Source organism: Pediococcus acidilactici (genome assembly GCA_024970065.1).
Classification (GTDB): domain Bacteria; phylum Bacillota; class Bacilli; order Lactobacillales; family Lactobacillaceae; genus Pediococcus; species Pediococcus acidilactici_A.
In genome coordinates this window covers 832062-852895 of record CP103908.1, presented here as the reverse complement: position 1 = coordinate 852895, position 20834 = coordinate 832062, and the positions used below count along the sequence as shown (strand labels likewise).

Below are 20834 nucleotides of genomic sequence, written 5' to 3'. Positions count from 1 at the left end.
TCACCTCAAAAAATTATTTATTATATTGCCGGTCGCGTCCTGCTTGCGCAAGAATGTCACGAACCTTGGTTACTAACAAATCAATTGCAACGCTATTTTGCCCGCCTTCAGGAACGATCAAATCTGCGTAGCGTTTAGTTGGTTCAATAAATTGGTGATACATCGGTTTAACCCCGGTTAAGTACTGGGTAATAATCGATTCGAGCGAACGCCCACGTTCTTGCGTATCACGTTCAATACGCCGAATAATCCGGATATCATCATCTGTATCCACGTACACCTTAATATCAAGCATGTCGCGAATTCGTTCGTCACTCAAAATCAAAATGCCTTCCAGGATAATCACATCGGTCGGTTCTTGGTGAATTACTTCCGAACTTCTAGTTGAAATCGTGTAATCGTAAACCGGAACATCAATTGCCTGACGCTGCTTGAGCATTTTCAAATGTTTATACAACAAATCTGAATCAAAAGCTAGCGGATGATCGTAGTTAACCGCTCGGCGTTCTTCCATAGTCATCCCCGCTTGATCCTTATAATAAGAATCTTGTTGGATAATTGAAATTGAATGACCATCGAGTTGTTCAAGGATCTTCTTACTAACGGTAGTTTTGCCGCTTCCAGAACCCCCGGTTACCCCGATAATAATTGGGCTATTTTTCGTACTCATTAATCTAATTCCTCACTATTTACCTTCCGGATTATATTTTGCCACGTCACTGTTAAACTTATCAAAGTCTTTGTAGAACAAGACGTCACCAACGTTATGTCCACCAGTCTTCTTAGTTACTGCAAAGAAGTAAAGGTACCCATCTTTAGTATCCGCATTAATTACTGATAGTATCGAATTTTCACCTGGATTATCAACTGGACCAGGCATGTATCCCGTGCTTACCCGAGTGTTATACGGGCTTGGGTTAGCTAAGTCAGACGCAGTTAGATTTTGCGTAGCCGATTTCTTCACAGCATACCGGGTCGAAACGTCAGAACCAAGTGTTTCCCCTTGTTTAATTCGGTTCAGGAATACCCCCGCAATCTTTGTCCGGTCGCTAGCTTTGCTACCTTCCATTTCAACTAAAGAAGCAATACTTAAAGTTTGTTGGACGGTCAAGCCCTTTTCCTTAATTTTACCGTAGTAAGGTTGCAATACCGCGTCTTCTTTAGCAACCATTTGGGTAACCACGTCCTTTAGCTTTGTATCCTTGCTAACTGAATAACTAGCTGGGAAGAGGTAGCCTTCTAAACGATAACGAACACCCTGCGCATCCATTGCGGAACCTAACAACTTAGGATACTTCTTAGCCAGTTGCTTAATGAAGCTTTCATCCTTCATCAAGTTTAAGAAATCTTTCTTAGTAAAGTATTTGGAATCCTTGGCGATTGAATCGGCAATTTGGTCGATATTTTCGCCTTCCTTAATTAGGATTCGGGGACCATTAAGCGCAATTGGCTCAGCGGCTCCACCCTTTTCAAGCTTAGTGGCAATTTGCTTTAAAGTCATTGAAGGCTTTAAAACGTAATAGCCTGCTTGAAAATTATTCATCTTTTGTTTCTTTGTGTAGTAGTTAAAGACGGCACCGCTTTTAACAACCTGCTTCTTTTCCAAAATTGAACCAACTTCCCGGGCGGTTGAACCGATCGGAATATTTACTTCAATCTGCTTATTGCTTTGCGGGTTAAGGGGCTTAAGTGAGGAACTGTAATACCGGTACCCCATAAAAGTGGTAATTATAATTACCACTGCCAAAATACTAACTACCCACTTGATAATCTGATGACTGCTCTTATTAGCGTAACTATTATCAGTCCGCCTCCGCCGACTTTGATTAGAATCGTTGTTGTTATTATTCAAGATTTCATTCTCCTATCATCTACAATACTGGTAATTATACAAAATTATCCCTAAACGCGCATTAAAGTCACCAAGTCTTAACACTTAGCGAATTGTTGCATCTAATTGGGTTTCTAGTTGTTCAACTACCTTCGCAAATTCCTGGTTAACGGTATCCTCTTGTAAAGTAGCATTTCGGTCTTGATAGGTCAATTGGTAGGCCAAGGACTTGGTTCCGGCCTCCAAATGGTGTCCAGCGTAAACGTCAAACAATTTAACACCCACGAGGTGCTTTTGTTTTGTATTCTGAATAACGTCTAGCACTTGTTCGTTGGTAACTTTTTCAGAAACTAATAGTGCTACGTCACGCGTAACTGCTGGATATTTCGAAATCACTTCGTAATGTTGCATTTGTTTTGGTGCACTGATAATTTTACTTAAATTCAATTCAAACACGTACGTTTCGTTGATCTTGTATTCTTGTGCGGTGGTTGGATGGACTTGGCCAACAAATCCAATAAGCTCATCATCTAGGTAAATGTCCGCGGTTCTTCCGGGGTGCATTCCTTGACGATCTTGGTCAGCCACGTACTTAATTTGGCCTTTTAGTGCCATATTTTGGAGATATTTTTCTACAATTCCCTTAGCATCGAAGAAGGACACACTTTGTTGCGGTTGGTTCCAGGTCGTTGCTTGTAAGGATCCGGTAATCGCCCCCGCTAAATGTTCCACTTCTTGAGGTTGAGCTTGCCCTTCAACTGAATAAAAGACCCGTCCTTGTTCGTATAGCGCCACGTCTTCAACAAAGCGTGCATGATTATAAGCAATGTCGTCTAACAAACCACTAACTAAGTTCATCCGCAAAGCTTCGTGATCTTGGGTCATTGGCCAAGCCACTTTAACTGGTTCAGCCGTTTGCTTTAAGAAGTTTTGACTTTTGGCAACCGTAGTTAGACCATAGCTCATCGCCTGAGTCAAACCGAGGCCTTCCAAAATCCGCCGCGAATCCCGCATGATTTTTTGCTTTTCGGTTAATTGTCCTACTGTCGGTGCCCCAGTTGGCAACGTTACGGGAAGGTTATCGTAACCGTAAATCCGAGCAATTTCTTCTAAAAGATCGGCTTGCAAATGAATGTCCCAACGCCGTACTGGCACGGTTACTTCAAACGTTTCCGCATTTTCGTCAGTGGTTACGGCAAAACCAAGCCGCGCAAAAATTGCTTCAACTTCACTGATTGTTAAATTAGTACCTAGTACGCGATTAATCTTAGCTAATGAAATTGCTACCTTAGCCGGTTCTTTAGTAGTTGCAGTGCCCACTACTTCATCTGCGTAGGCTTGACCTTGACTAAATTCGGTAATCAACGCAACGGCTTCGTTTAACGCATCCGTTACGGCACCATAGTCAATCCCCCGTTCAAACCGCATTGATGCTTCACTATGCAAATTATGGAAGCGGGCAGTCTTCCGAACCTTAATTGGATCAAAAATAGCTGCTTCTAACACGACCCGACTAGTATTAGGTTTTACTTCAGAAGTTAAGCCACCCATTACACCCGCCAAGGCAATTGGTTGGTTATCTGCTGTCACTACTAAATCCTCGTCACGAAGTTGTCGTTCTTCACCATCGAGGGTGGTAAATTGGGTGTTTGCGTCAGCTTTAGTAACACTCACCGTCTTACCTTGCAATTGGTCAAGGTCGTAAGCGTGCAGTGGTTGGCCGTACTTCAACATTACGTAGTTAGTCACGTCCACCACGTTATTAATTGGTCGAATACCAACCTTCATTAAAAGGGTTTGCAACCAGAAGGGACTATCCGTCACCTTCACTTGGTCAATGCCTCGCATCCGATAAACTGGAGCAAGTTGGTCATCTGCAATCTCAACCTTAACTTGGTCACTTAGTTTTGCGTCTGTTGAATTAGTTACTTCCGGAACCGCCTCAAACTGAGCTTCTTGATCTAAGATAGCCGCAATTTCGTGGGCGTTTCCGTTCATGCTAAACATGTCACCGCGATTGGGGGTGACCGAAGTGTCGATGACGTCATCGTTCATTCCTAAGACTTCCATAACTGAATCACCAGGATGAACATTGCTATCAGCAGGAAAAACGTAAATGCCATCTACATACTTCTTAGGAACTACGTTATCAGGAAAACCAATTTCTTGTAACGCACAAAGCATTCCGTTTGAAGGAACCCCACGCATTTTGCTGCGCTTGATTTTAACGTTATCCTTAATTCGTGAACCATGTAGTGCCACGATGACGTCTTGATTTGCGGCAATGTTGGGAGCGCCACAAACGATTTGAATTGGCTCTTCTTCGCCAACGTCAACTTGGCAAATATGTAAGTGGTCTGAATCTGGGTGATCGACCACTTCCAAAGTGTGCCCTACCACAATTTTCTTTAACTTATAATCTAACCGCGTAACTGAATCAACTTCTACAGCAGTCCGTTCGATTTTTTCTGCTAAGTCTTGCGGTTCGATGTTACTTAAATCCAAATACTTGGATAACCATTGGTATGAAAGTTTCATTGTTAATTAACCTCGCTTATCAAACTGGGATAAAAATCTTACGTCGTTTAAATAGAAGTTGCGAATGTCGTCAACTCCGTAGCGTAACATTGCAAATCGATCGGGTCCTAATCCAAAGGCAAACCCGCCGTAGACTTCAGGATCCACGCCGGCCATCTTAAGCACGTTGGGATGAACCATTCCGGCACCGAGCACTTCAATCCAACCGGTATTCTTGCAAACTGAACAACCCTTGCCCATGCAGTTAAAGCAAGTTACGTCTGCTTCTACCGATGGTTCGGTGAATGGGAAGTAACTAGGACGCAGGCGAACTTCAAAACGATCGCCAAATAGTTCCTTTGCCATGGTAATCAAGGTACCCTTCAAATCGCCCATGGTTATGTTTTTATCAATTACCAAACCTTCGATTTGGTGGAATTGATGTGAGTGGGTTGCGTCGTCCGTATCCCGCCGGTAAACCACCCCTGGAGAAATCATTTTTAGCGGTCCCTTACTAAAGTCATGTTTTTCCATCGTCCGTGCTTGAACTGGAGACGTTTGCGAACGCATTAGCACTTCGTCAGTCAGGTAAAAAGTGTCCTGCATATCACGTGCGGGATGGTCCTTAGGTAGGTTTAACATCTCAAAGTTGTAACGGTCTAATTCTACTTCAGGACCTTCCACAATTTGGTAACCCATTCCTAAGAAGAGGTCTTCCAAATTATCAATGATTTGTTGAATAACGTGTGGTTGCCCTTGGCGAACTGGTGAACCCGGTAAAGTAACGTCCAGCGTCTCACTCGCCAATTGCCGGTCGAGAGCTGCCTTTTCTAACTCCGCCTTTCGAGCTTCAATTTGTTCCTTCAAATTATCCCGAATTTGGTTAGCGTATTGGCCCACTTTTGGACGCTCTTCTTTACTTAGATCACGCATCCCTCGTAAGATTTCCGTTAACGGTCCCTTTTTTCCTAATAGGTTAACCCGTATTTTATTTAATTTCGATAACTCATCCGTGACCTTGATTTCTTCTAGGCCCTTTTCTTCTAGTTCTTTTAACTTATCCTGTAAACCCATAATCTTTCCACCTTTCTGCAAAGAAAAAACGCCCCCTTAAAAAAGGGACGTTTTAAACGCGGTACCACCCTTGTTTGCAATTACTTGCACACTTGGTTAGCCCCATAAGGGTGGCCGACCCACCTATTTTATTGAAGCGAATTCGCCGTAACTAGCATTGAAGGTTTTCAGCTACCCCTTCTTCTCTGGCTACCAATCTCAACCGGCTACTACTCTTCTAGCTTGATATTGTATTCACTTAGCTACTTTAACTAAAATTCGTGCTGAGGTCAATAGTCAATTAGTACCAACAATCCGCAAATTTATGTGCCGCTTCTAAAACGGGACGAAGGCCTTCGCCTTCTTCAGTCAAACGGTATTCAATCAAGGAAGAGTCTTGGTACGTACATCGTTCAACCAATCCTTCTTCTTCAAGATTTTTTAACCGCTCTACTAAGACCCGGTCACTGCACTTCGTTACCGAGCGCGACAAGTCCCGAAAACGTTGGGGCCCTGCGCTAGTTAGCACTTCTAAAATCAAGCCGTTCCATTTTTTACCTAAAATATCAAAAAGGTGTTCAAACTTTGGACAAAGTTCAAAATCAGTTGGTGTTTTTTGGTGTACATTTTGCATATCAAAAACCTCTTTAACTAAATCAACTTAATCACTTTATTTTTATACTCTAATAACTTAAGCCGCAAGTTTTTCCGGACGTGATCCGTATATTCACTTACTGCTTGGGCATCGTCCACGAGGGACACAATGCTGCTTTCCGCATACTTAGGCCGAGCAATCGTAGCTCCCCACATATGCTTTAAAATAATGTCTTTTTCTTTGTCATTTAAAGTGGTGATTTTTTCGGCATTCCGTAAAGCAACCCGGGGATGGATAAACGCGTGGCTACCAAGCGTAAACTTGGTGGTCCGCCAATCATAGTAAAACAGATCGTGTAACAATCCGGCCCGCGCTGTGGAGCGAACGTCTAAATGGAATTTTTTGGCTAATAAATAACTTTCGTAAGAAACCCGGATACAGTGATCCAAACGGGTTCCGTTATGATGCTGCGTGTAGTTATCCAATCGTTGAACTTCTTTTTTTTCTAGTAAGTCGCCGACTAAATCTAAATATTCTGCATCATTTTTCCAATCCAATACCTTCATCTAAAGCTCCTTTTGGCTAGTTAGTTACTCTAATCTTAACTGCAAACTTTTTTTAATCAAGCCATTTACGTAAATTAACCGAAAATGTAACCAAACCTTAACTAACTAAACCAAACATTAAAACTCCCGCAGCTACAGCCACGTTTAAAGATTCAGCATTTCCTTTAATTGGAATGTAAAGGTTATGATCGGTTGCCTTAACTAACTCGGGACTCATCCCGTTACCTTCATTACCCATAATTAGTGAAAAATCTCTTGGAGCGTCAACGTCCCGGTAACTTTGGGCATGTTCATCTAAAATAGAACCGTAAACAACTTGATGAGCCCGGTGGCAAGCTTCAATCCACTTTTGCAAGTTAAGTCGCTTTAATTGTAAATGGTACTGACTGCCTTGCATAGCCCGTAAAATTTTCGGATTGTAAAAATCAGCAGTTCCACTACCAAAAATCACTCCGGTGAATCCAGCAGCATCAGCCGTCCGTACCATTGTACCAATATTGCCTGGGTCTTGGACGTTGTCTAATAATAACCACTGTCCCGTCGTGTCGGTAGGCATTTCATAGACCGCGTCATCCACGTAGCCAATCAGGAAAATTCCCTGTTCGTGAACCGTGTCGGCGATGTGCTTAGACACCTCCTTAGTAACCACAATTAACTTATCTTCATCAATGGTAGCTTCTAAACTAGCTAGGTCAAATCCCTCCTCCACAATTAAATACTCGTACTCACGTCCTTCGACAAGCGCCGTTTCTACGGGATGGCGCCCTTCTAAAAAGAAACGTCGGTACTTCTTCCGACCATTATTGGTCTTTAACTTCACCCATTCTTTTACCTTGGGGTTTTTTACAGAAGAAATCTTTTCTAACATTATCTAATCTCCTTACCAATTGTAAGTATAACACACTTACGCCATTTTTATATTATCATTAAGCTTGGCAAATTGATATACGTGCCAATAACTAGCTTAGTTAACTGAACATGGTAAAATTACAGTTGTAAGTTAACGACGAAAGGGATGAACGTTATGCAAGCAGTCCACATGCACGTAGTTGGCCGTGTCCAGGGGGTCGGCTTTCGGTTTATGACCAAACACCTCGCGGATCAGCTAAAAATTACCGGTTGGGTCAAAAATAGCCTTGATGGTTCAGTAGAAATTGAGGCCCAGGGACCGACAGAGATTTTACAGCAATTTATTCAAGGGGTTAAAGCATCCCCTTCTCCTTCTGGACGGGTGGATAAATTAGTGGTCAAAGAAATTCCACCGTTTCAAGCCCGTGAGTTTTTAGTTAAATACTAAAGCACGTTGAAAAAGCAGGCAAAATCAAGTATAGTTACCCTTGTGTATTTCTAGTATTTATAAGTAAGAAGGGAACCATACTCAGATTATGAAAAAAATAAAACGAATCTCGACAATTAGTTTAATTGCCGGGCTAGGCTTGGTCTTAAGTGGTTGTGTCCAACGCGACAGCCACGGCCACCCTTATGGCTTTATCTATGATAATTTAGCAGTGCCAATGCAACACTTTATGGATTACCTCTCCCACTTAGTCGGTGGAAGCTACGGTCTGGCAATTATCTTAATTACCTTTGTAGTCCGGTTGATTTTGTTACCACTAATGGTCAACCAGTCCCGTAAGGCAACTGTTCAACAAGAAAAGATGTCCTATATTCAACCTCAGCTAAAGGCCCTTCAGGAGCGGAACCAAACTGCTAAAACTCCGGAAGAAAAGGCTGCAGTTAGCCAAGAAATGATGGCTTTGTACCGGGATAATAACATCAGTATGACTGGTGGAATCGGTTGTTTACCACTGCTAATTCAATTCCCAGTGTTTGCTGCTTTATACGCCGCAATTCAGTACTCCCCTGAATTGCACCAAGGCATTTTCTTAGGAATTGACCTTTCTAAGTCTAGTTTGTTGTTATCAATAATTTCGTTCTTAGTTTACCTATTACAAGGTTGGCTTGGAACACTCGGGGTTCCCGAAGAACAACGGAAAACGATGCGATCAATGATGGTAATCAGTCCGTTGATGATTTTGTTCTTCACCTTCTCGACCCCTGCTGGTTTAGGGCTCTACTTTGCGGTCGGCGGAGTATTTGCATGTATCCAAACTTTGCTAATCAACTTCTACCGTCCTCGGATTCGGGCTCAAATTCATGAAGAAATGAAAAAGAACCCTCCGAAGATTGTTAAGCCAACCGGCCCGGTTGATTTAGACAATCCGGATACTGCAACGGCTCAACCAAACGAAGTTGCCCAAAAAGCTCCGACGCCTAAGGCAACCAATACAAAATCTAATAAGAAGAATGTTAACCATCAGCGAAACGCTGGTAAACAACGTCATCACCGTTAATTAGGTAGTATATTTAAAAGGCTTGAAATTTTAAAATTTCAAGCCTTTTTTGTTTGTCATCATCATTACGTTACGGCAACCACTACCGTCTGATTTGCCAACAACGGAATTCGTTTGCCTTGGCTAATTATTGATCCCCCATTACGGTTGCACGTGATGGCCAATTGCCCATGGTTTAATTTGAAGTGGACAAGCGCCGACAAATAAAAAAAGATTAGAATTCGGCGACGTGAATTCTAATCTAGATTTATTAATAATTTTGATCGTAACCAGGGTTTTGCAAAATTGGCAGTTCGATTTTAAATACCGAACCAGACCCTACTGAACTTTCTAATGAAATGGTTCCGTGATACTCCTCAATCAATTTTTTAGCAATTGACAAGCCTAGGCCGTTTCCCCCTTGGTCACGGCTTCGAGCCTTGTCAATTCGGTAAAATCGATTAAAGACGAGTTTTAAATCTTTTTCGGAAATTCCTTCCCCAAAGTCTTGCACGGCGATTTCAACAAATTGCTTAGTATTGGCAATTGATAAATGAATTTCTTTTCGTTCTCGAGAATATTTTACGGCGTTGTCTAACAAAATCACCAAAATCTGTTCCAGATGATTACGGTAAATCTGAACAATTGGTTCCCCGATTAATTCGTCATCCATTGTAAAGTGAAAGTCAGGATGAATCATCTTAAAATCATTAAAAACTTGGTTAACAAGCCGTGCCACGTTAGTTTTCTCGTTAGGGTAGTTAATCTCGATTTGATCCGCCCGGGTCAAGTCCAGCATTTCACTGACCAAACTCTTCATACGCAGGGTTTCTTCTAGCGAAGATTCAATGGACTCATCCAACACCTGTGGATCGTCTTTGCCCCATCGTTTTAGCATCTTCAAATGCCCCTCCACCACGGCAACGGGGGTCCGCAGCTCGTGGGAGACATCTTCAACAAATTGGCGCTGCTGATCGATGTAACGCTGCATACGGTCAATCATGCTATTAAACTGCTGACTCAAATCCTCTAGTTCGTCATTCGTTGCCAAAATCGGCACCCGGGATTCCGTCTGCGGGTCCTTCTCTAATTCGCGCATCGTGACGTTAATAGAACGCATCGGTCGTAAAAGATAGGACGCTAATCCATACCCAAAAATCGAAATAATCATAAAGACCAGTAGCGAGGTCAATCCAAACAACCAGATTAAACGGTGGTAATTACGTCCGTAGTCTCGGAGGAGGTTGACCACTTGTACGTAACCGATCTTTTGTTTCTCCCGGTTAATAATTGGGGCTTGCCCCACAATAATTTTTTGCCCGTGGTACTTTTGATGCTTAACCACCCGCTGGTTAACCTTTTTCATTTGAAGCGGATTACGCTGGTTGGAAAAAACGGTCTTACCCTTTAAATCATATACGGTAACCGCCAAATCCTTGCGGGTTAAGTTGGCTAACAAATTATCGTCAAAAACTTGGTGCTGGCGCTCCGTAGATTTCTCGTTGAAATTAGGCCGAAAAATATTGGTAGTTTGGTAATTGATAACCTGAGCACTACGTAACCGATCGTTAACCTGACTAATTGTATTTTCAACGTTATGTCGCTCCACGGAATAAAGTGAGCCAGTTAAAATTTTAAATAAAAAGAATGAAAAAAGGCCAAAAATTAATAAAACCCCAACACCGGTGGCGATGGCCCATTTCCATTTTAAGGAAACTCGCCGATTATGAATTGCTTGCTTCACCATTTTAGGTCCTCATCACGTAGCCGGTGCCCCGGACCGTTTGAATGTAGCTAGGTTGACCTGCCACGTCAATTTTATTCCGCAGATAACGGATATACACGTCCACTACGTTTGTTTCCACACCGTCTTCTAGACCCCAAACTTTACTTAGCAAAGTTTCTCGGGACTGAACCACGTTTACGTTTTCCATTAATAGTAACAAGAGTTCGTATTCCCGCTTAGTTAAGTTAATTACTTCATTATTCCGCTTAACGACCCGATTTTCTTTTTCAATAACGATGTCTTTAAATTCGACGGTCGTTTGGTGGAAGGAAGTGTCCTGTTCTTCTAAGTCAACCCGCCGAAGTACCGCACGTAAACGAGCTAATAGCTCTTCAATAGCAAACGGTTTAACGATGTAATCATCCGCTCCGTGATCTAGCCCTGATACCCGGTCAATAATCGAATCACGCGCCGTCATCATGATGATTGGGGTGATTTTCTCCCGCCGAATCCGGCGACAGACTTCAATTCCGTTAATTTCAGGCAACATTAAGTCCAATAAAATGGCGTCAAAATCTTCCGAAAGGGCGGCTTCTAACCCAGTCCGACCATTTCCCTGGACTTCGGTTTCGTATCCTTCATGTTGTAGTTCTAGCTCTACAAAACGAGCCAGGCTCTTTTCGTCTTCAATTATCAAAATTTTACTCATTTTTTCCGCTCCAAAATTAAATTATTTTAATCTCTATACTTCTAAATTTTAACATTGTCAACTGGCTTTGCCTAGCAGTTCTCCAAGTTGTAAACAAGGGTTTACTTTCCCGTTGAAGATAACGTCTTTTTGCTTCCCAAGCGCGCAACACCGAATTTAATTAAGACCGACAAAAAAGACTGAGAAATTTAATTTCTCAGTCTTTAGGGTTCTTTAATTGAGGACCAACAGCCGGTTAAGCCTATTGTTCTTCGTACCATGAGTAATGGAAAATTCCGTCACGGTCAACCCGTTCGTAGGTATGTGCGCCGAAGTAATCCCGTTGTGCTTGCAACAAGTTTGCGGGAAGTACTTCTGAACGGTAAGAGTCGTAGTAAGCAACCGCAGCTGAAAATGCAGGAACTGGAATACCTGCTTTAACGGCAAGCGCAACTACTTCACGAACTGCATCTTGGTACTTCTTTGCGATTTCTTGGAAATAATCGTCCATCAATAGGTTGCTTAGTTCTGGATTCTTGTCAAACGCATCGGTGATGTTTTGTAAGAATTGGGCGCGGATAATGCAACCAGCACGCCAAATCTTAGCAATTTCACCAAAGTTGAGGTTCCAGTCGTAGTGTTTGGAAGCTACCCGCATTTGTTCAAATCCTTGCGCATAACTCATGATCTTACTGAAGTAAAGCGCTTGGCGAATCTTTTCAACGATCTCTTTCTTATCTACGTCTAATTTTGGATTAGGGCCCGTCAATTCTTTGCTTGCAGCAACCCGTTCGTCTTTTAGAACCGAAATGTAACGAGCATAGACTGATTCCGTAATCAATGATTGGGGAACGCCAAGTTCAAGGGCGTTTTGAGAACTCCACTTACCAGTTCCCTTGTTACCACCCTTGTCCATGATCATGTCAACGATTGGTTTGTCGCTGCCAAGATCGTCTTTTCGAGTTAAAATATCCGCAGTGATGTCAATTAGGTAACTATCTAATTCACCCTTATTCCATTCTGCAAAGATGTCAGCAATTTCTTCAACGGAAAGACCAACCATTTTACGCATCAAGTCGTAACTTTCATCAATTAATTGTTCGTCACCGTATTCAATTCCGTTGTGGACCATCTTTACGTAATGACCAGCACCGTTAGGGCCAATGTACGTTACGCAAGGTTCGCCATCTTTAGCTTTTGCAGCAATTTGTTCAAAAATTGGTGCAACAAGGTCGTAAGCTTCCTTTTGACCACCTGGCATCATTGAAGGACCTTGTAACGCCCCTAGTTCACCACCAGAAACTCCGGTACCGATAAAGTTGATTCCAGATTCATCAAGTTGCTTGTTACGACGCATGGTGTCCTCAAAGTAAGTGTTTCCACCGTCGATTAACACGTCACCCTTATCCAAAAGTGGCAAAAGTTCGGCGATCACTGCATCTGTTGGCTTACCAGCCTTAACCATCATCATGATTCGACGAGGTTTTTCAAGTGAATTAACAAAATCTTCAATTGTGTAAGAAGGGACTAACTTCTTATCACCATGATCTTCCATTACTTGTTTTGTTTTAGCAGCCGTCCGGTTGTAGATGGCAACCGTATATCCGCGGCTTTCAATGTTCAACGCGAGATTTTTTCCCATTACGGCCATTCCAATGACCCCAATTTGTGGTTTATCCATGTTACTATTCCTCCTCTTTGACAACGACTCTGTCGAATTAATACTACCAAAAAAATTACTTTGATTAAAGAAGTTTAAAACAAAAAGCAACAAAAGGACCTAGGCTCCTTTTGTTGCTTTTAATCATTAGTTAGCTTTCACGTCAATAACTTGTTTGCCGTTGTAGTAACCACAACTTGGGCAAACACGATGTGAAACTCGTAATTCACCACAGTTTGGGCATGGTGCCAAACCTGGAGTAGTTAACTTAATGTGTCCACGACGATTACGCTTACGTGTCTTTGATGTTCTTCTTGCTGGAACAGCCATCAATGAGCACCTCCTTTAAGAGAATTACGGTCTCCCGCTTAATTTAAAGCCTTACTGATCAGAATTATCTTTCAATAAATCTTTTAACTTTGCAAGGCGTGGATCAACTTGTTTATCTTGCTCCGACTCCGCTTTTACTTCCGAAACCACTTGCCATTCATTTCCGGATGGCATGGTTCCCTTTTGTTCTTCATCAGGAGTTAAAACCTGCATGGGAACTTGTAAAACCACGTTGTCCTCAACCAATTTATTGACATCGATCACGTCATCTTTGACTAACATTACCACTTCTTCTTGTGGGAACGTATCAATCAAACTAGCACTGTCCACGTAAATTTCATTGACAAAGAAGTCAAGATTTAAGTGAACTGGTGTTAAGGAACGCGACGACGGAACCGTTAATTCACAACTGATCTCAGCATCAATCATAACCGAATCACGGTCGTTTGTCACGGTGCCCTTAAAATTGATTGGTGAGCATTTTAAAACTACATCTGGAAAGCGTTCGATTAAAGATTGTTCCAAATCCATTGTCTCATCGAACTGAAACGGTTCTTTATGCTTACGCAATTCAGTAAAATACCATTCCATAGTGAACCTCCAATGCAACAGAAATAATTATACCATCTAGGATTTCTTTGTCAACGTTTTTTCCTTGACATTCTTTTTTAAAATCGGTGCCTTTCCCCATTTGTAAGGCGCTACCATTTGATATAGCTCATCTGCACGCTTGGTTAATTGATAACTATCAGTAAAATCTGCCTTAGTCACCTTGGTCATGAGCGCCTCTTGAAAATCATTTTCTCGCAAATAGGCTTGTCCCAGTGAATTAGCCGCCAATAACCGGGTCTTTTTCAACGGGTTCGTCCCCCGCAAATTTAGTAATATCGCGGTTAATTTCCGCTGTAGACTTGTGTAGGTATACCGTTTGGTTTTTAAGCGCGTCATTAACTCATTGAAGGAGTTGCTTTGCCCTACCTGCGCAAGAATTCGGTTTTCAATCCCCTCGGTAATCCCTCGTATCTGCTGCAGTTCCTCGACAGAAGATGTTTTTAGTCGGTACTCTAAAAAAGGCCAAAATGCTTGCCAATCGACTGGCTTTTGACGAGCTAATGCGGCCCTTGTTAGGCTGGGAACCGCCTGTTGATACTGGGAATCGTTTCGTTGAATAGATTGACGAATAGCCGTTGCACTGGCAATCGTCCCCTTAATTTCTTGATCAAGGTGGCCCGCTTGTAAACGTTCAATGGGTAACAATGTTAATTGAGGTGCCAAGCGTAGCTGCCAATAAGCGTAATTAACCCCCAAAATATCATTAGAACGACTTAACGAGCTTTCCGCGAACAGTTGGCTAGCAAAGCTTTGGTGATAGTCCCGTTCACTAAAATTACGATCTAGCACTAAGCTTTGGGCCTGGAAATCCAAGGATGGCGTCTCGCAGCCAAATGCTAAAACATCCGCTTTGAGCCACTGGGCAATCTGCACCCCGGCTTGGGCGAAGTCGCGTGCAGCTGCCACCGCATATTCGGTGGGAATTTCTACTACTAAGTCTGCCCCCGCTTGCAAAGCAACGGCCGCCCGTTCCCATTTATTTATCAAGGCCGGCTCTCCCCGTTGCACGAAATTACCGCTCATTATCACGATCATTACGTCTGCTTGGGAAGCTTTTCGAGCTTTTTGCAATAGGTACTGGTGTCCATTATGAAATGGGTTAAACTCCGCAATTACCGCACAAACCTGCATTTTTACCTACCTCCTGCAGCTAAAAAACCAGCGGGTGGTTTGCTCATCAACTGGAGCATTTCCAAAGTCAGCAAAATACTTCACCGAAGAAAACCCAGCTTTTTCTAGCAAATCAACATACGTGTCTAACTCATAAGTTCGTTCAAAATGGGTCTCTTCAGTTCGATAAAAAGCTTCCGCCGTCGGGTTTGTTTTAGTAAAGAAGGTCAAATCGTGTTCAACGTGGTAACGATCTTCGCCTGCATAACTAGTCCAAAGAAATGCTTGCTGCTCGTCTTGGTAGTTAAACATGTATCCCGGATACACCTCGCCCGTTTGGTACGGCGTAATCACGTCAAAGATAAATTGACCACCTTCTTTTAAGTGATCGTGCACTTGTGTAAAGGCCGTTAACAGTTCGATTTCATTGGCTAAATAGCAAAATGAATCGGCATAACATGAAATTACGTCATAACTAGGTAACACCGCTAAATCAAGCATGTTTCCCTGTACCAAATCCAACGAAACTTTGGCTTCGTGGGCGTGTTGTTCAGCTAATGATAGCATCTCACTTGATAAATCAAAGCCGGTCACCCTTTGGCGTTGTTTTGCCAACTTAACTGCCAGGCGCCCGGCTCCACAGGCTAGTTCGAGCCATTCGTGGGTTTTATTCAAATCGACCTGTTGTTTAGTATACTCAAACCAATTTTGGTACTGCTCTTCGTCAAACAGCTGGTCGTAAAGTACCGCAAAACTTTGGTAAATCATTATTCAGTAATCCAATCCGCAATTTCTACGTTCTTAGCTTCCGACCACAGTTTTTCTAGATTATAAAACTTACGTTGATCAGTTTGGAAAACGTTAATCACAATGTCACCTAAGTCAATAAGGATCCATTCGGCAGCCCGGTATCCTTCAATTCGACGAATTTCTACGTCGTTTTCCTTAGCCTTTTCAATAATTGCGTCTGCAATCGCCGCTACTTGACGATTTGAATCCGCACTAGTAATCACGAAGTAGTCTGCTAAAGTGCTGATTTCATGTACGTCTAATGCAATAATTCCTTCGGCGCGCTTACTGTCTGCCGCCTTTACTACTAATTCTAAACTTTGTTTGTTATCCAATGTCATTCTCCTTAGTCGTTAAGTTTTGCAATCCACGCGTTATAACTATCAATGGTGGCGGGAAATACCGGGCGGTTGTTGGCAACTAAATAAGCCAACGTATTCTTCATTTGAAGCGCAACGCCCTTTTGTAAACTTTGCTCCGTAATGAGACGGGCTTGTTGGACCCCGTCAAAATCCCGGCCATCTTCAATATAATCGGCCATGAAGACAATTTGATCAATTAAAGTCATGTATGGGGCCCCGACCGTGTGCCGCCGAATTGCGTTTAAAATTTCTTCGTCTTGAATTTTTAATTCGTTTTTGACAATTTCTGCTCCGACAACTCCGTGCCAAATTGCGTTGCCGTAATCTAACAAAATCGGGTCCAGTTGTAATTTATTAATGTAGCCAATAAATTCACTGTCCGGCCGGTTTTTAGCGTAATCGTGCAATAAAGCTGCAATACTGGCTTTTTCCACGTCAGCGTCATTTTGTTTTGCTAACTCAATGGCCTTTTGTTCGACCCGTAAGATGTGGTCAAAACGCGGCCCTTGAACGCTTTTTTGGACCGCCGCCACCAATTCTGCGCGAGTCATTGGGATATAATTATTTTGGTAAGTCAACTCTACTTTACTCATATAAATGATGCTCCCTTATATAATCTTCTACAGCATCGGGCACTAAATACTTGATTGAGCACCCTTTATTAACTTTCTCCCTAATCATGGTCGAACTTAAATCAAAATGTGGGGTATCCACCCAAATAATTGGATACTTTGCGTTCCGTTCGTATTCGGGACGGTCGACCCCCACAAAGTGAACCATGCGGGCTAATTTATCGATTTCGTGCCAAGTTGGTAAGTAGTTAACCATGTCCCCACCAATAATAAAGTAGTAGTCGTTTTCGGGGTGCATTTCTTTCAACGCCTTGACGGTATCGTAAGAATAACTGGTCCCCCCGCGATTAATTTCAATTAAGTCTAAATCAAAGTTAGGGTTCCCTTGAATTGCCAAACGAACCATCTCAACTCGGTGCTCGGCAGAAATTGCTTCCTTCTTATCTATGTGGGGTGGTAAGTAGTCTGGAATAAAAAGAATCTTATCCAATCCTAACTGGCTAGCCACCTGTTCTGCAATCATTAAATGCGCAAGGTGCGGGGGATTAAACGTTCCACCTAAAATACCAATTTTCTTGCCCTTAGCTTGCGTTAGTGGCTCTTCAACCACTTCTACTTGAACTCCCGAAACACTTTTTGACTTTGTCGAAATCAATATTAATCACCTTACTATTATATCTTTTGTACGTTTTCTGAAATTTCTCGTTTATCTGGGTCTGCAGAAACTTTAAATAAAACCAACACGTGTCCAATTGTTTGCACGACTTGAATGTCGGTTTGTTGTTCGATAAATTCTTTGACCTCGGCAGTCGTTACGTCGGTATTTTGCTGTAAATTAATTTTTAATAATTCGTGGTTATCTAATGCCCCACCTAATTGAGCTAACCAACTCTTAGTTAGCCCATTCTTTCCGACCGAAAAAACAGGCCGAAGATGGTGTGCTTGAGCACGTAAATAACGTTTTTGTTTTCCTCTTAGTTTCAAGTTAATACTCCTTTAATTTGGTTACTTAGTTAATGGTACCCTTTCTTAAATTAACGCTCGCCGAACCACGACCGAGATCCCTTTAGGCGCCCAAGCAGTGACTATGCTTCCTGCAGGAACCGCGATCCAACCCAAACCTTCGAAGACCACGTCACTATCTTCTTCAATTTTGAAGTGATGGCGCGTTAATTCAGGCAAACTAGCTAAATTTTCTGCCGTAGGAGGCGTTAAAAGTTCCCCAGCATGTTTTTCATAGAAATGATCTGCATTAGCTAGCTTAGTACGGTGGATCATTAAATTGTTATCAAAATAGGCGGTAACTGAACCAGTAGAATGCTCATAATCAAATCGCGCCAAAGCACCCGCAAATAAGGTTTGCTCATCACCTAATTGATAAACTCGCGGTTTAATTGTTTTTTTCGGTGAAACATATTTTAAGTCTTCCGCCGTTAAGACGTGCGCCATCTGATCGTTATGCACGATCCCCGGTGTATCAATCATTTTACTATGGTCGTCAAACGGAATCTCGATCCGATCCAACGTAGTCCCTGGAAAACGAGACGTCGTGATTACATCCTTAATCCCGTTGCGTAAGGCAATCAAACTATTAATTAAGGTTGACTTACCAACGTTGGTAACTCCTACAACGTAAACATCACGGCCATCGCGAAGCTGTTCAATCTTATCGAATAGCCGTTCCACTGCTGGCCGCTGTTTAGCACTGGTAATCATTACGTCTACTGGTTCAATACCATTAGCTTTCGCTTGTTGCCGTAACCATTCTCGCATCCGGTGCCGTTTGATCGATTTAGGGAAAACATCCGCCTTATTACCAACTAAAAGTACCGGATTATCACCCACAAAGCGATGTAGTCCGGGAATTAAACTTCCATTAAAGTCAAACATATCCACTACGTAAACCACTAGTGAATTTGAATCGCTAATTTGGCTCAATAGTTTTCTAAAATCATCATCGCTAATGCTTACCGGCGCGATTTCATTATAGTGACGCAGCCGAAAACAACGTTGACAATATAGTTGCCCGCTTTCTAACCCTTTTTTTAGGGCTGAAGCCGGCGTGTAACCTGGAAGCTGAGCATCTTCCGTTTGTAGCGTTGCCCCACATCCAATACACCGAATTTCTTCTTCGTTCATTCTTATAATAACTCCTTATGCCAAACTAATTCCGGGTACTTTTTCTTCAAGGATCGTTTAATGAATAACTCTAAAAAACGGTTTAACTTGGTATTCCAAGCATCCGTTTCAATTAAGGGCTTTACCAATACTCCCCGTACCCCAGATAAATTGGCCGCCACCATATCAGTGAGGAGTTGGTCCCCCACCATGATGGTTTCGGCCTTTTTTAAACGGTACTGCCGTAAAACCCGTTTAATGCCCACCGTTAACGGCTTTAAAGCCCGGGCATCGTATTCTAATCCAAAGCCAGCCACTGCTTTAGATACCCGACTGTGACTATTATTAGAAACCACGATCACCCGAATATTTTCTTGCTTCAGTTCACTGATCCACTGCTTTAATTCTGGTGTACCATCCGGATTGTTCCAGGCAATTAAAGTATTATCGAGATCAGTTAGCACGGTGGTGATCCCCTTTGCCTTTAAATCTTTAGCGGATAGGTTGTAAATCCTTTCAACCATCCACGTTGGTTTAAAAATGTTCATAATCTTTCTCCCCATGATTACTGTCTGTTCAATTATATACGATAAGGACGCTTTTTGAAAAGAGAAGCCAACCTTAATTCTACTTTTGTTTTAAGCTTCCTTCGCCAAATTAAAGTAACGGACAATCATGTTTTTATAGCGGGCCCAGCTGGCTCAACCCGCTTGTCACCTCAAAATAAAAAGGACCGCGCTCACCATGGAGCGGACGATCCTTTTTAGTAGTCACTTAATTAAGTATCTAATTAAAGAGCTTTTTTAGCTTCTTCAGCCAAAGCCTTAAATGCGTCAGCATCGTTTACGGCAAGGTCAGCAAGCATCTTACGGTTCATGTCGATACCAGCTTCCTTAAGACCGTGCATCAACTTGCTGTAGCTCAAACCGTTCATTCTTGCAGCAGCGTTGATCCGTGCAATCCAAAGACGACGGAATTCGCCCTTACGGTTACGACGGTCACGGAATGCGTACAAACCAGACTTCATTACTTGGTCTTTAGCAACCTTAAATTGAATATGTTTTGCTCCGCGATATCCTTTAGCAAGTTTTAATACGCGCTTACGACGGCGACGTGTTACTGTTCCACCCTTTACTCGTGGCATAATAATTCCTCCTTAAATCACCCGCAGGTCATTTACTTTTCTGTTTAATTTAATTACTTGATGTTTGAAAGTAACTTCTTATAACGCTTTACGTTAGTACTGTCCATCATGTCTGTACCACGTAATTGACGACGTTGCTTCTTAGTCTTTCCATGGAAACGGTGACTTGTAAAAGCATTTGCACTCTTTAGACCGCCATTAGCAGTTTTCTTAAAACGCTTTGCAGCAGCGCGGTTTGTCTTCATTTTAGGCATAATCTGTTCCTCCAGAAATTTAAATTATTTATCAGCATTAGGAGCCAATACCAAGAACATGCTCCGACCGTCCATCTTTGGACGAGCTTCGATCCGAGCGATGTCAGAAGTCTCCTCAGCCATCCGTTCAAGTACTTTACGACCAATGTCTTTATGGGTAATTGCCCGACCCTTAAAACGAATTGATACCCGAACTTTGTCTCCCTTGCCTAAGAACTTCTTAGCGTTCTTAAGTTTAGTGTTAAAGTCGTTTGTATCAATTGTCGGACTCAAACGGATTTCTTTAATGCTGACAGTCTTTTGCTTTTTACGAGCTTCACGTTTTTTCTTTTGTTGCTCGAAACGATATTTCCCATAATCCATAATCTTGGCTACTGGTGGTTTTGCCTTTGGGGAAACTACGACAACGTCAAGATTAGCTTCTTCAGCAATTTGGATTGCTTCCGCCTTTGACTTAACCCCTAATTGATCACCATTAACACCAATCAAGCGGACTTCACGAGCCCGAATGGTTTCATTTACCATTGTATCTTTTGCTATGGTTCTTCACCTCCAGGAAAATTATCGAGAATGC

25 protein-coding genes and 1 other annotated feature (1 of these 26 only partly in view) are annotated in these 20834 nt (G+C 42.3%); of the genes, 2 read left to right on the top strand and 23 right to left on the bottom strand.

The features are described 5' to 3' along the window. Nucleotides 1-13 precede the first annotated feature (13 nt). From udk to NYR25_03900, 7 genes are all read right to left on the bottom strand, one after another. Nucleotides 14-670, bottom strand: a complete 657-nt coding sequence (gene udk / locus NYR25_03930) for a uridine kinase (protein ID UWF34551.1) — start codon at nucleotides 668-670, stop codon at nucleotides 14-16. 15 nt (nucleotides 671-685) lie between these two features. Beyond that, nucleotides 686-1852: an endolytic transglycosylase MltG gene (gene mltG / locus NYR25_03925; GenBank protein UWF34550.1), complete on the bottom strand. Its 1167-nt coding sequence runs from the start codon at nucleotides 1850-1852 to the stop codon at nucleotides 686-688. Between the two features lie 84 nt (nucleotides 1853-1936). Then, complete coding sequence (gene pheT / locus NYR25_03920; protein UWF34549.1) at nucleotides 1937-4369, bottom strand: phenylalanine--tRNA ligase subunit beta; 2433 nt, start codon at nucleotides 4367-4369, stop codon at nucleotides 1937-1939. 6 nt (nucleotides 4370-4375) lie between these two features. Then, entirely contained in the window at nucleotides 4376-5422 is a 1047-nt protein-coding gene (gene pheS / locus NYR25_03915) for a phenylalanine--tRNA ligase subunit alpha (protein UWF34548.1), read from the bottom strand. A gap of 280 nt (nucleotides 5423-5702) precedes the next feature. Beyond that, nucleotides 5703-6035: a helix-turn-helix transcriptional regulator gene (locus NYR25_03910; protein UWF34547.1), complete on the bottom strand. Its 333-nt coding sequence runs from the start codon at nucleotides 6033-6035 to the stop codon at nucleotides 5703-5705. A gap of 17 nt (nucleotides 6036-6052) precedes the next feature. Further along, on the bottom strand, nucleotides 6053-6562 hold the full coding sequence (locus NYR25_03905; GenBank protein UWF34546.1) for a hydrolase: 510 nt from the start codon (nucleotides 6560-6562) through the stop codon (nucleotides 6053-6055). 97 nt (nucleotides 6563-6659) lie between these two features. Next, entirely contained in the window at nucleotides 6660-7430 is a 771-nt protein-coding gene (locus NYR25_03900; GenBank protein ID UWF34545.1) for an RNA methyltransferase, read from the bottom strand. 156 nt (nucleotides 7431-7586) lie between these two features. On the opposite strand from NYR25_03900, the gene NYR25_03895 reads away from it, so the two are divergent. Together NYR25_03895 and yidC are read left to right on the top strand one after the other, a co-directional pair. Continuing rightward, entirely contained in the window at nucleotides 7587-7859 is a 273-nt protein-coding gene (locus NYR25_03895; protein UWF34714.1) for an acylphosphatase, read from the top strand. An 88-nt stretch (nucleotides 7860-7947) separates the two neighbouring features. Next, nucleotides 7948-8916 carry a membrane protein insertase YidC gene (gene yidC, locus NYR25_03890; protein ID UWF34544.1) on the top strand — a complete coding sequence of 323 codons (969 nt, stop codon included), beginning with the start codon at nucleotides 7948-7950 and terminating at the stop codon, nucleotides 8914-8916. 250 nt (nucleotides 8917-9166) lie between these two features. On the opposite strand, the gene NYR25_03885 is transcribed toward yidC, so the two are convergent. The 16 genes from NYR25_03885 to infC all read right to left on the bottom strand — a co-directional run bounded on the left by NYR25_03885 (nucleotide 9167) and on the right by infC (nucleotide 20785). Continuing rightward, on the bottom strand, nucleotides 9167-10642 hold the full coding sequence (locus tag NYR25_03885) for a HAMP domain-containing histidine kinase (GenBank protein UWF34543.1): 1476 nt from the start codon (nucleotides 10640-10642) through the stop codon (nucleotides 9167-9169). A 1-nt stretch (nucleotide 10643) separates the two neighbouring features. Next, nucleotides 10644-11330 (bottom strand): response regulator transcription factor, encoded by a 687-nt coding sequence (locus tag NYR25_03880; GenBank protein ID UWF34542.1) that lies wholly within the window; start codon nucleotides 11328-11330, stop codon nucleotides 10644-10646. Nucleotides 11331-11571: 241 nt separating this feature from the next. Further along, nucleotides 11572-12990 (bottom strand): NADP-dependent phosphogluconate dehydrogenase, encoded by a 1419-nt coding sequence (gene gndA, locus NYR25_03875; GenBank protein ID UWF34541.1) that lies wholly within the window; start codon nucleotides 12988-12990, stop codon nucleotides 11572-11574. 126 nt (nucleotides 12991-13116) lie between these two features. Further along, complete coding sequence (gene rpmF, locus NYR25_03870; protein UWF34540.1) at nucleotides 13117-13299, bottom strand: 50S ribosomal protein L32; 183 nt, start codon at nucleotides 13297-13299, stop codon at nucleotides 13117-13119. Between the two features lie 51 nt (nucleotides 13300-13350). Beyond that, nucleotides 13351-13890: a YceD family protein gene (locus NYR25_03865; protein UWF34539.1), complete on the bottom strand. Its 540-nt coding sequence runs from the start codon at nucleotides 13888-13890 to the stop codon at nucleotides 13351-13353. Between the two features lie 36 nt (nucleotides 13891-13926). After that, on the bottom strand, nucleotides 13927-15042 hold the full coding sequence (locus NYR25_03860) for a nucleotidyltransferase family protein (GenBank protein UWF34538.1): 1116 nt from the start codon (nucleotides 15040-15042) through the stop codon (nucleotides 13927-13929). Between the two features lie 6 nt (nucleotides 15043-15048). Beyond that, entirely contained in the window at nucleotides 15049-15789 is a 741-nt protein-coding gene (locus NYR25_03855; protein ID UWF34537.1) for a class I SAM-dependent methyltransferase, read from the bottom strand. Beyond that, a complete protein-coding gene (rsfS, locus tag NYR25_03850) occupies nucleotides 15789-16145 on the bottom strand; it encodes a ribosome silencing factor (protein UWF34536.1) in 357 nt (118 codons plus the stop codon). The genes NYR25_03855 and rsfS overlap by 1 nt, the downstream gene beginning before the upstream one ends. A gap of 11 nt (nucleotides 16146-16156) precedes the next feature. Beyond that, nucleotides 16157-16765: a bis(5'-nucleosyl)-tetraphosphatase (symmetrical) YqeK gene (gene yqeK / locus NYR25_03845; GenBank protein UWF34535.1), complete on the bottom strand. Its 609-nt coding sequence runs from the start codon at nucleotides 16763-16765 to the stop codon at nucleotides 16157-16159. Beyond that, entirely contained in the window at nucleotides 16758-17399 is a 642-nt protein-coding gene (locus tag NYR25_03840) for a nicotinate-nucleotide adenylyltransferase (protein UWF34534.1), read from the bottom strand. The genes yqeK and NYR25_03840 overlap by 8 nt, the downstream gene beginning before the upstream one ends. 17 nt (nucleotides 17400-17416) lie before the next feature. Next, nucleotides 17417-17728, bottom strand: coding sequence for a ribosome assembly RNA-binding protein YhbY (gene yhbY / locus NYR25_03835; GenBank protein UWF34533.1), 312 nt, complete (start codon nucleotides 17726-17728; stop codon nucleotides 17417-17419). 45 nt (nucleotides 17729-17773) lie between these two features. Next, on the bottom strand, nucleotides 17774-18883 hold the full coding sequence (yqeH, locus tag NYR25_03830) for a ribosome biogenesis GTPase YqeH (GenBank protein UWF34532.1): 1110 nt from the start codon (nucleotides 18881-18883) through the stop codon (nucleotides 17774-17776). A gap of 2 nt (nucleotides 18884-18885) precedes the next feature. Then, nucleotides 18886-19410, bottom strand: a complete 525-nt coding sequence (locus NYR25_03825) for a YqeG family HAD IIIA-type phosphatase (protein UWF34531.1) — start codon at nucleotides 19408-19410, stop codon at nucleotides 18886-18888. A gap of 242 nt (nucleotides 19411-19652) precedes the next feature. Then, the gene (gene rplT, locus NYR25_03820; GenBank protein UWF34530.1) at nucleotides 19653-20006 is read right to left on the bottom strand and encodes a 50S ribosomal protein L20; all 354 of its coding nucleotides are present in this window, start codon (nucleotides 20004-20006) and stop codon (nucleotides 19653-19655) included. Nucleotides 20007-20059: 53 nt separating this feature from the next. Further along, a complete protein-coding gene (gene rpmI, locus NYR25_03815) occupies nucleotides 20060-20260 on the bottom strand; it encodes a 50S ribosomal protein L35 (GenBank protein UWF34529.1) in 201 nt (66 codons plus the stop codon). A 24-nt stretch (nucleotides 20261-20284) separates the two neighbouring features. Continuing rightward, the gene (infC, locus tag NYR25_03810; protein ID UWF34528.1) at nucleotides 20285-20785 is read right to left on the bottom strand and encodes a translation initiation factor IF-3; all 501 of its coding nucleotides are present in this window, start codon (nucleotides 20783-20785) and stop codon (nucleotides 20285-20287) included. A 41-nt stretch (nucleotides 20786-20826) separates the two neighbouring features. Further along, nucleotides 20827-20834 (bottom strand) — a sequence feature (ribosomal protein L20 leader region); it runs 118 nt beyond the window's last position.

Bases quoted from the DNA above. Each gene is read 5' to 3' on its own strand.
- udk (UWF34551.1), bottom strand. From the start codon at position 670: ATGAGTACGAAAAATAGCCCAATTATTATCGGGGTAACCGGGGGTTCT.
- pheT (UWF34549.1), bottom strand. From the start codon at position 4,369: ATGAAACTTTCATACCAATGGTTATCCAAGTATTTGGATTTAAGTAAC.
- pheS (UWF34548.1), bottom strand. From the start codon at position 5,422: ATGGGTTTACAGGATAAGTTAAAAGAACTAGAAGAAAAGGGCCTAGAA.
- NYR25_03910 (UWF34547.1), bottom strand. From the start codon at position 6,035: ATGCAAAATGTACACCAAAAAACACCAACTGATTTTGAACTTTGTCCA.
- NYR25_03905 (UWF34546.1), bottom strand. From the start codon at position 6,562: ATGAAGGTATTGGATTGGAAAAATGATGCAGAATATTTAGATTTAGTC.
- NYR25_03900 (UWF34545.1), bottom strand. From the start codon at position 7,430: ATGTTAGAAAAGATTTCTTCTGTAAAAAACCCCAAGGTAAAAGAATGG.
- NYR25_03895 (UWF34714.1), top strand. From the start codon at position 7,587: ATGCAAGCAGTCCACATGCACGTAGTTGGCCGTGTCCAGGGGGTCGGC.
- yidC (UWF34544.1), top strand. From the start codon at position 7,948: ATGAAAAAAATAAAACGAATCTCGACAATTAGTTTAATTGCCGGGCTA.
- NYR25_03885 (UWF34543.1), bottom strand. From the start codon at position 10,642: ATGGTGAAGCAAGCAATTCATAATCGGCGAGTTTCCTTAAAATGGAAA.
- NYR25_03880 (UWF34542.1), bottom strand. From the start codon at position 11,330: ATGAGTAAAATTTTGATAATTGAAGACGAAAAGAGCCTGGCTCGTTTT.
- gndA (UWF34541.1), bottom strand. From the start codon at position 12,990: ATGGATAAACCACAAATTGGGGTCATTGGAATGGCCGTAATGGGAAAA.
- rpmF (UWF34540.1), bottom strand. From the start codon at position 13,299: ATGGCTGTTCCAGCAAGAAGAACATCAAAGACACGTAAGCGTAATCGT.
- NYR25_03865 (UWF34539.1), bottom strand. From the start codon at position 13,890: ATGGAATGGTATTTTACTGAATTGCGTAAGCATAAAGAACCGTTTCAG.
- NYR25_03860 (UWF34538.1), bottom strand. From the start codon at position 15,042: ATGCAGGTTTGTGCGGTAATTGCGGAGTTTAACCCATTTCATAATGGA.
- NYR25_03855 (UWF34537.1), bottom strand. From the start codon at position 15,789: ATGATTTACCAAAGTTTTGCGGTACTTTACGACCAGCTGTTTGACGAA.
- yqeK (UWF34535.1), bottom strand. From the start codon at position 16,765: ATGAGTAAAGTAGAGTTGACTTACCAAAATAATTATATCCCAATGACT.
- yqeH (UWF34532.1), bottom strand. From the start codon at position 18,883: ATGAACGAAGAAGAAATTCGGTGTATTGGATGTGGGGCAACGCTACAA.
- NYR25_03825 (UWF34531.1), bottom strand. From the start codon at position 19,410: ATGAACATTTTTAAACCAACGTGGATGGTTGAAAGGATTTACAACCTA.
- rplT (UWF34530.1), bottom strand. From the start codon at position 20,006: ATGCCACGAGTAAAGGGTGGAACAGTAACACGTCGCCGTCGTAAGCGC.
- rpmI (UWF34529.1), bottom strand. From the start codon at position 20,260: ATGCCTAAAATGAAGACAAACCGCGCTGCTGCAAAGCGTTTTAAGAAA.
- infC (UWF34528.1), bottom strand. From the start codon at position 20,785: ATGGTAAATGAAACCATTCGGGCTCGTGAAGTCCGCTTGATTGGTGTT.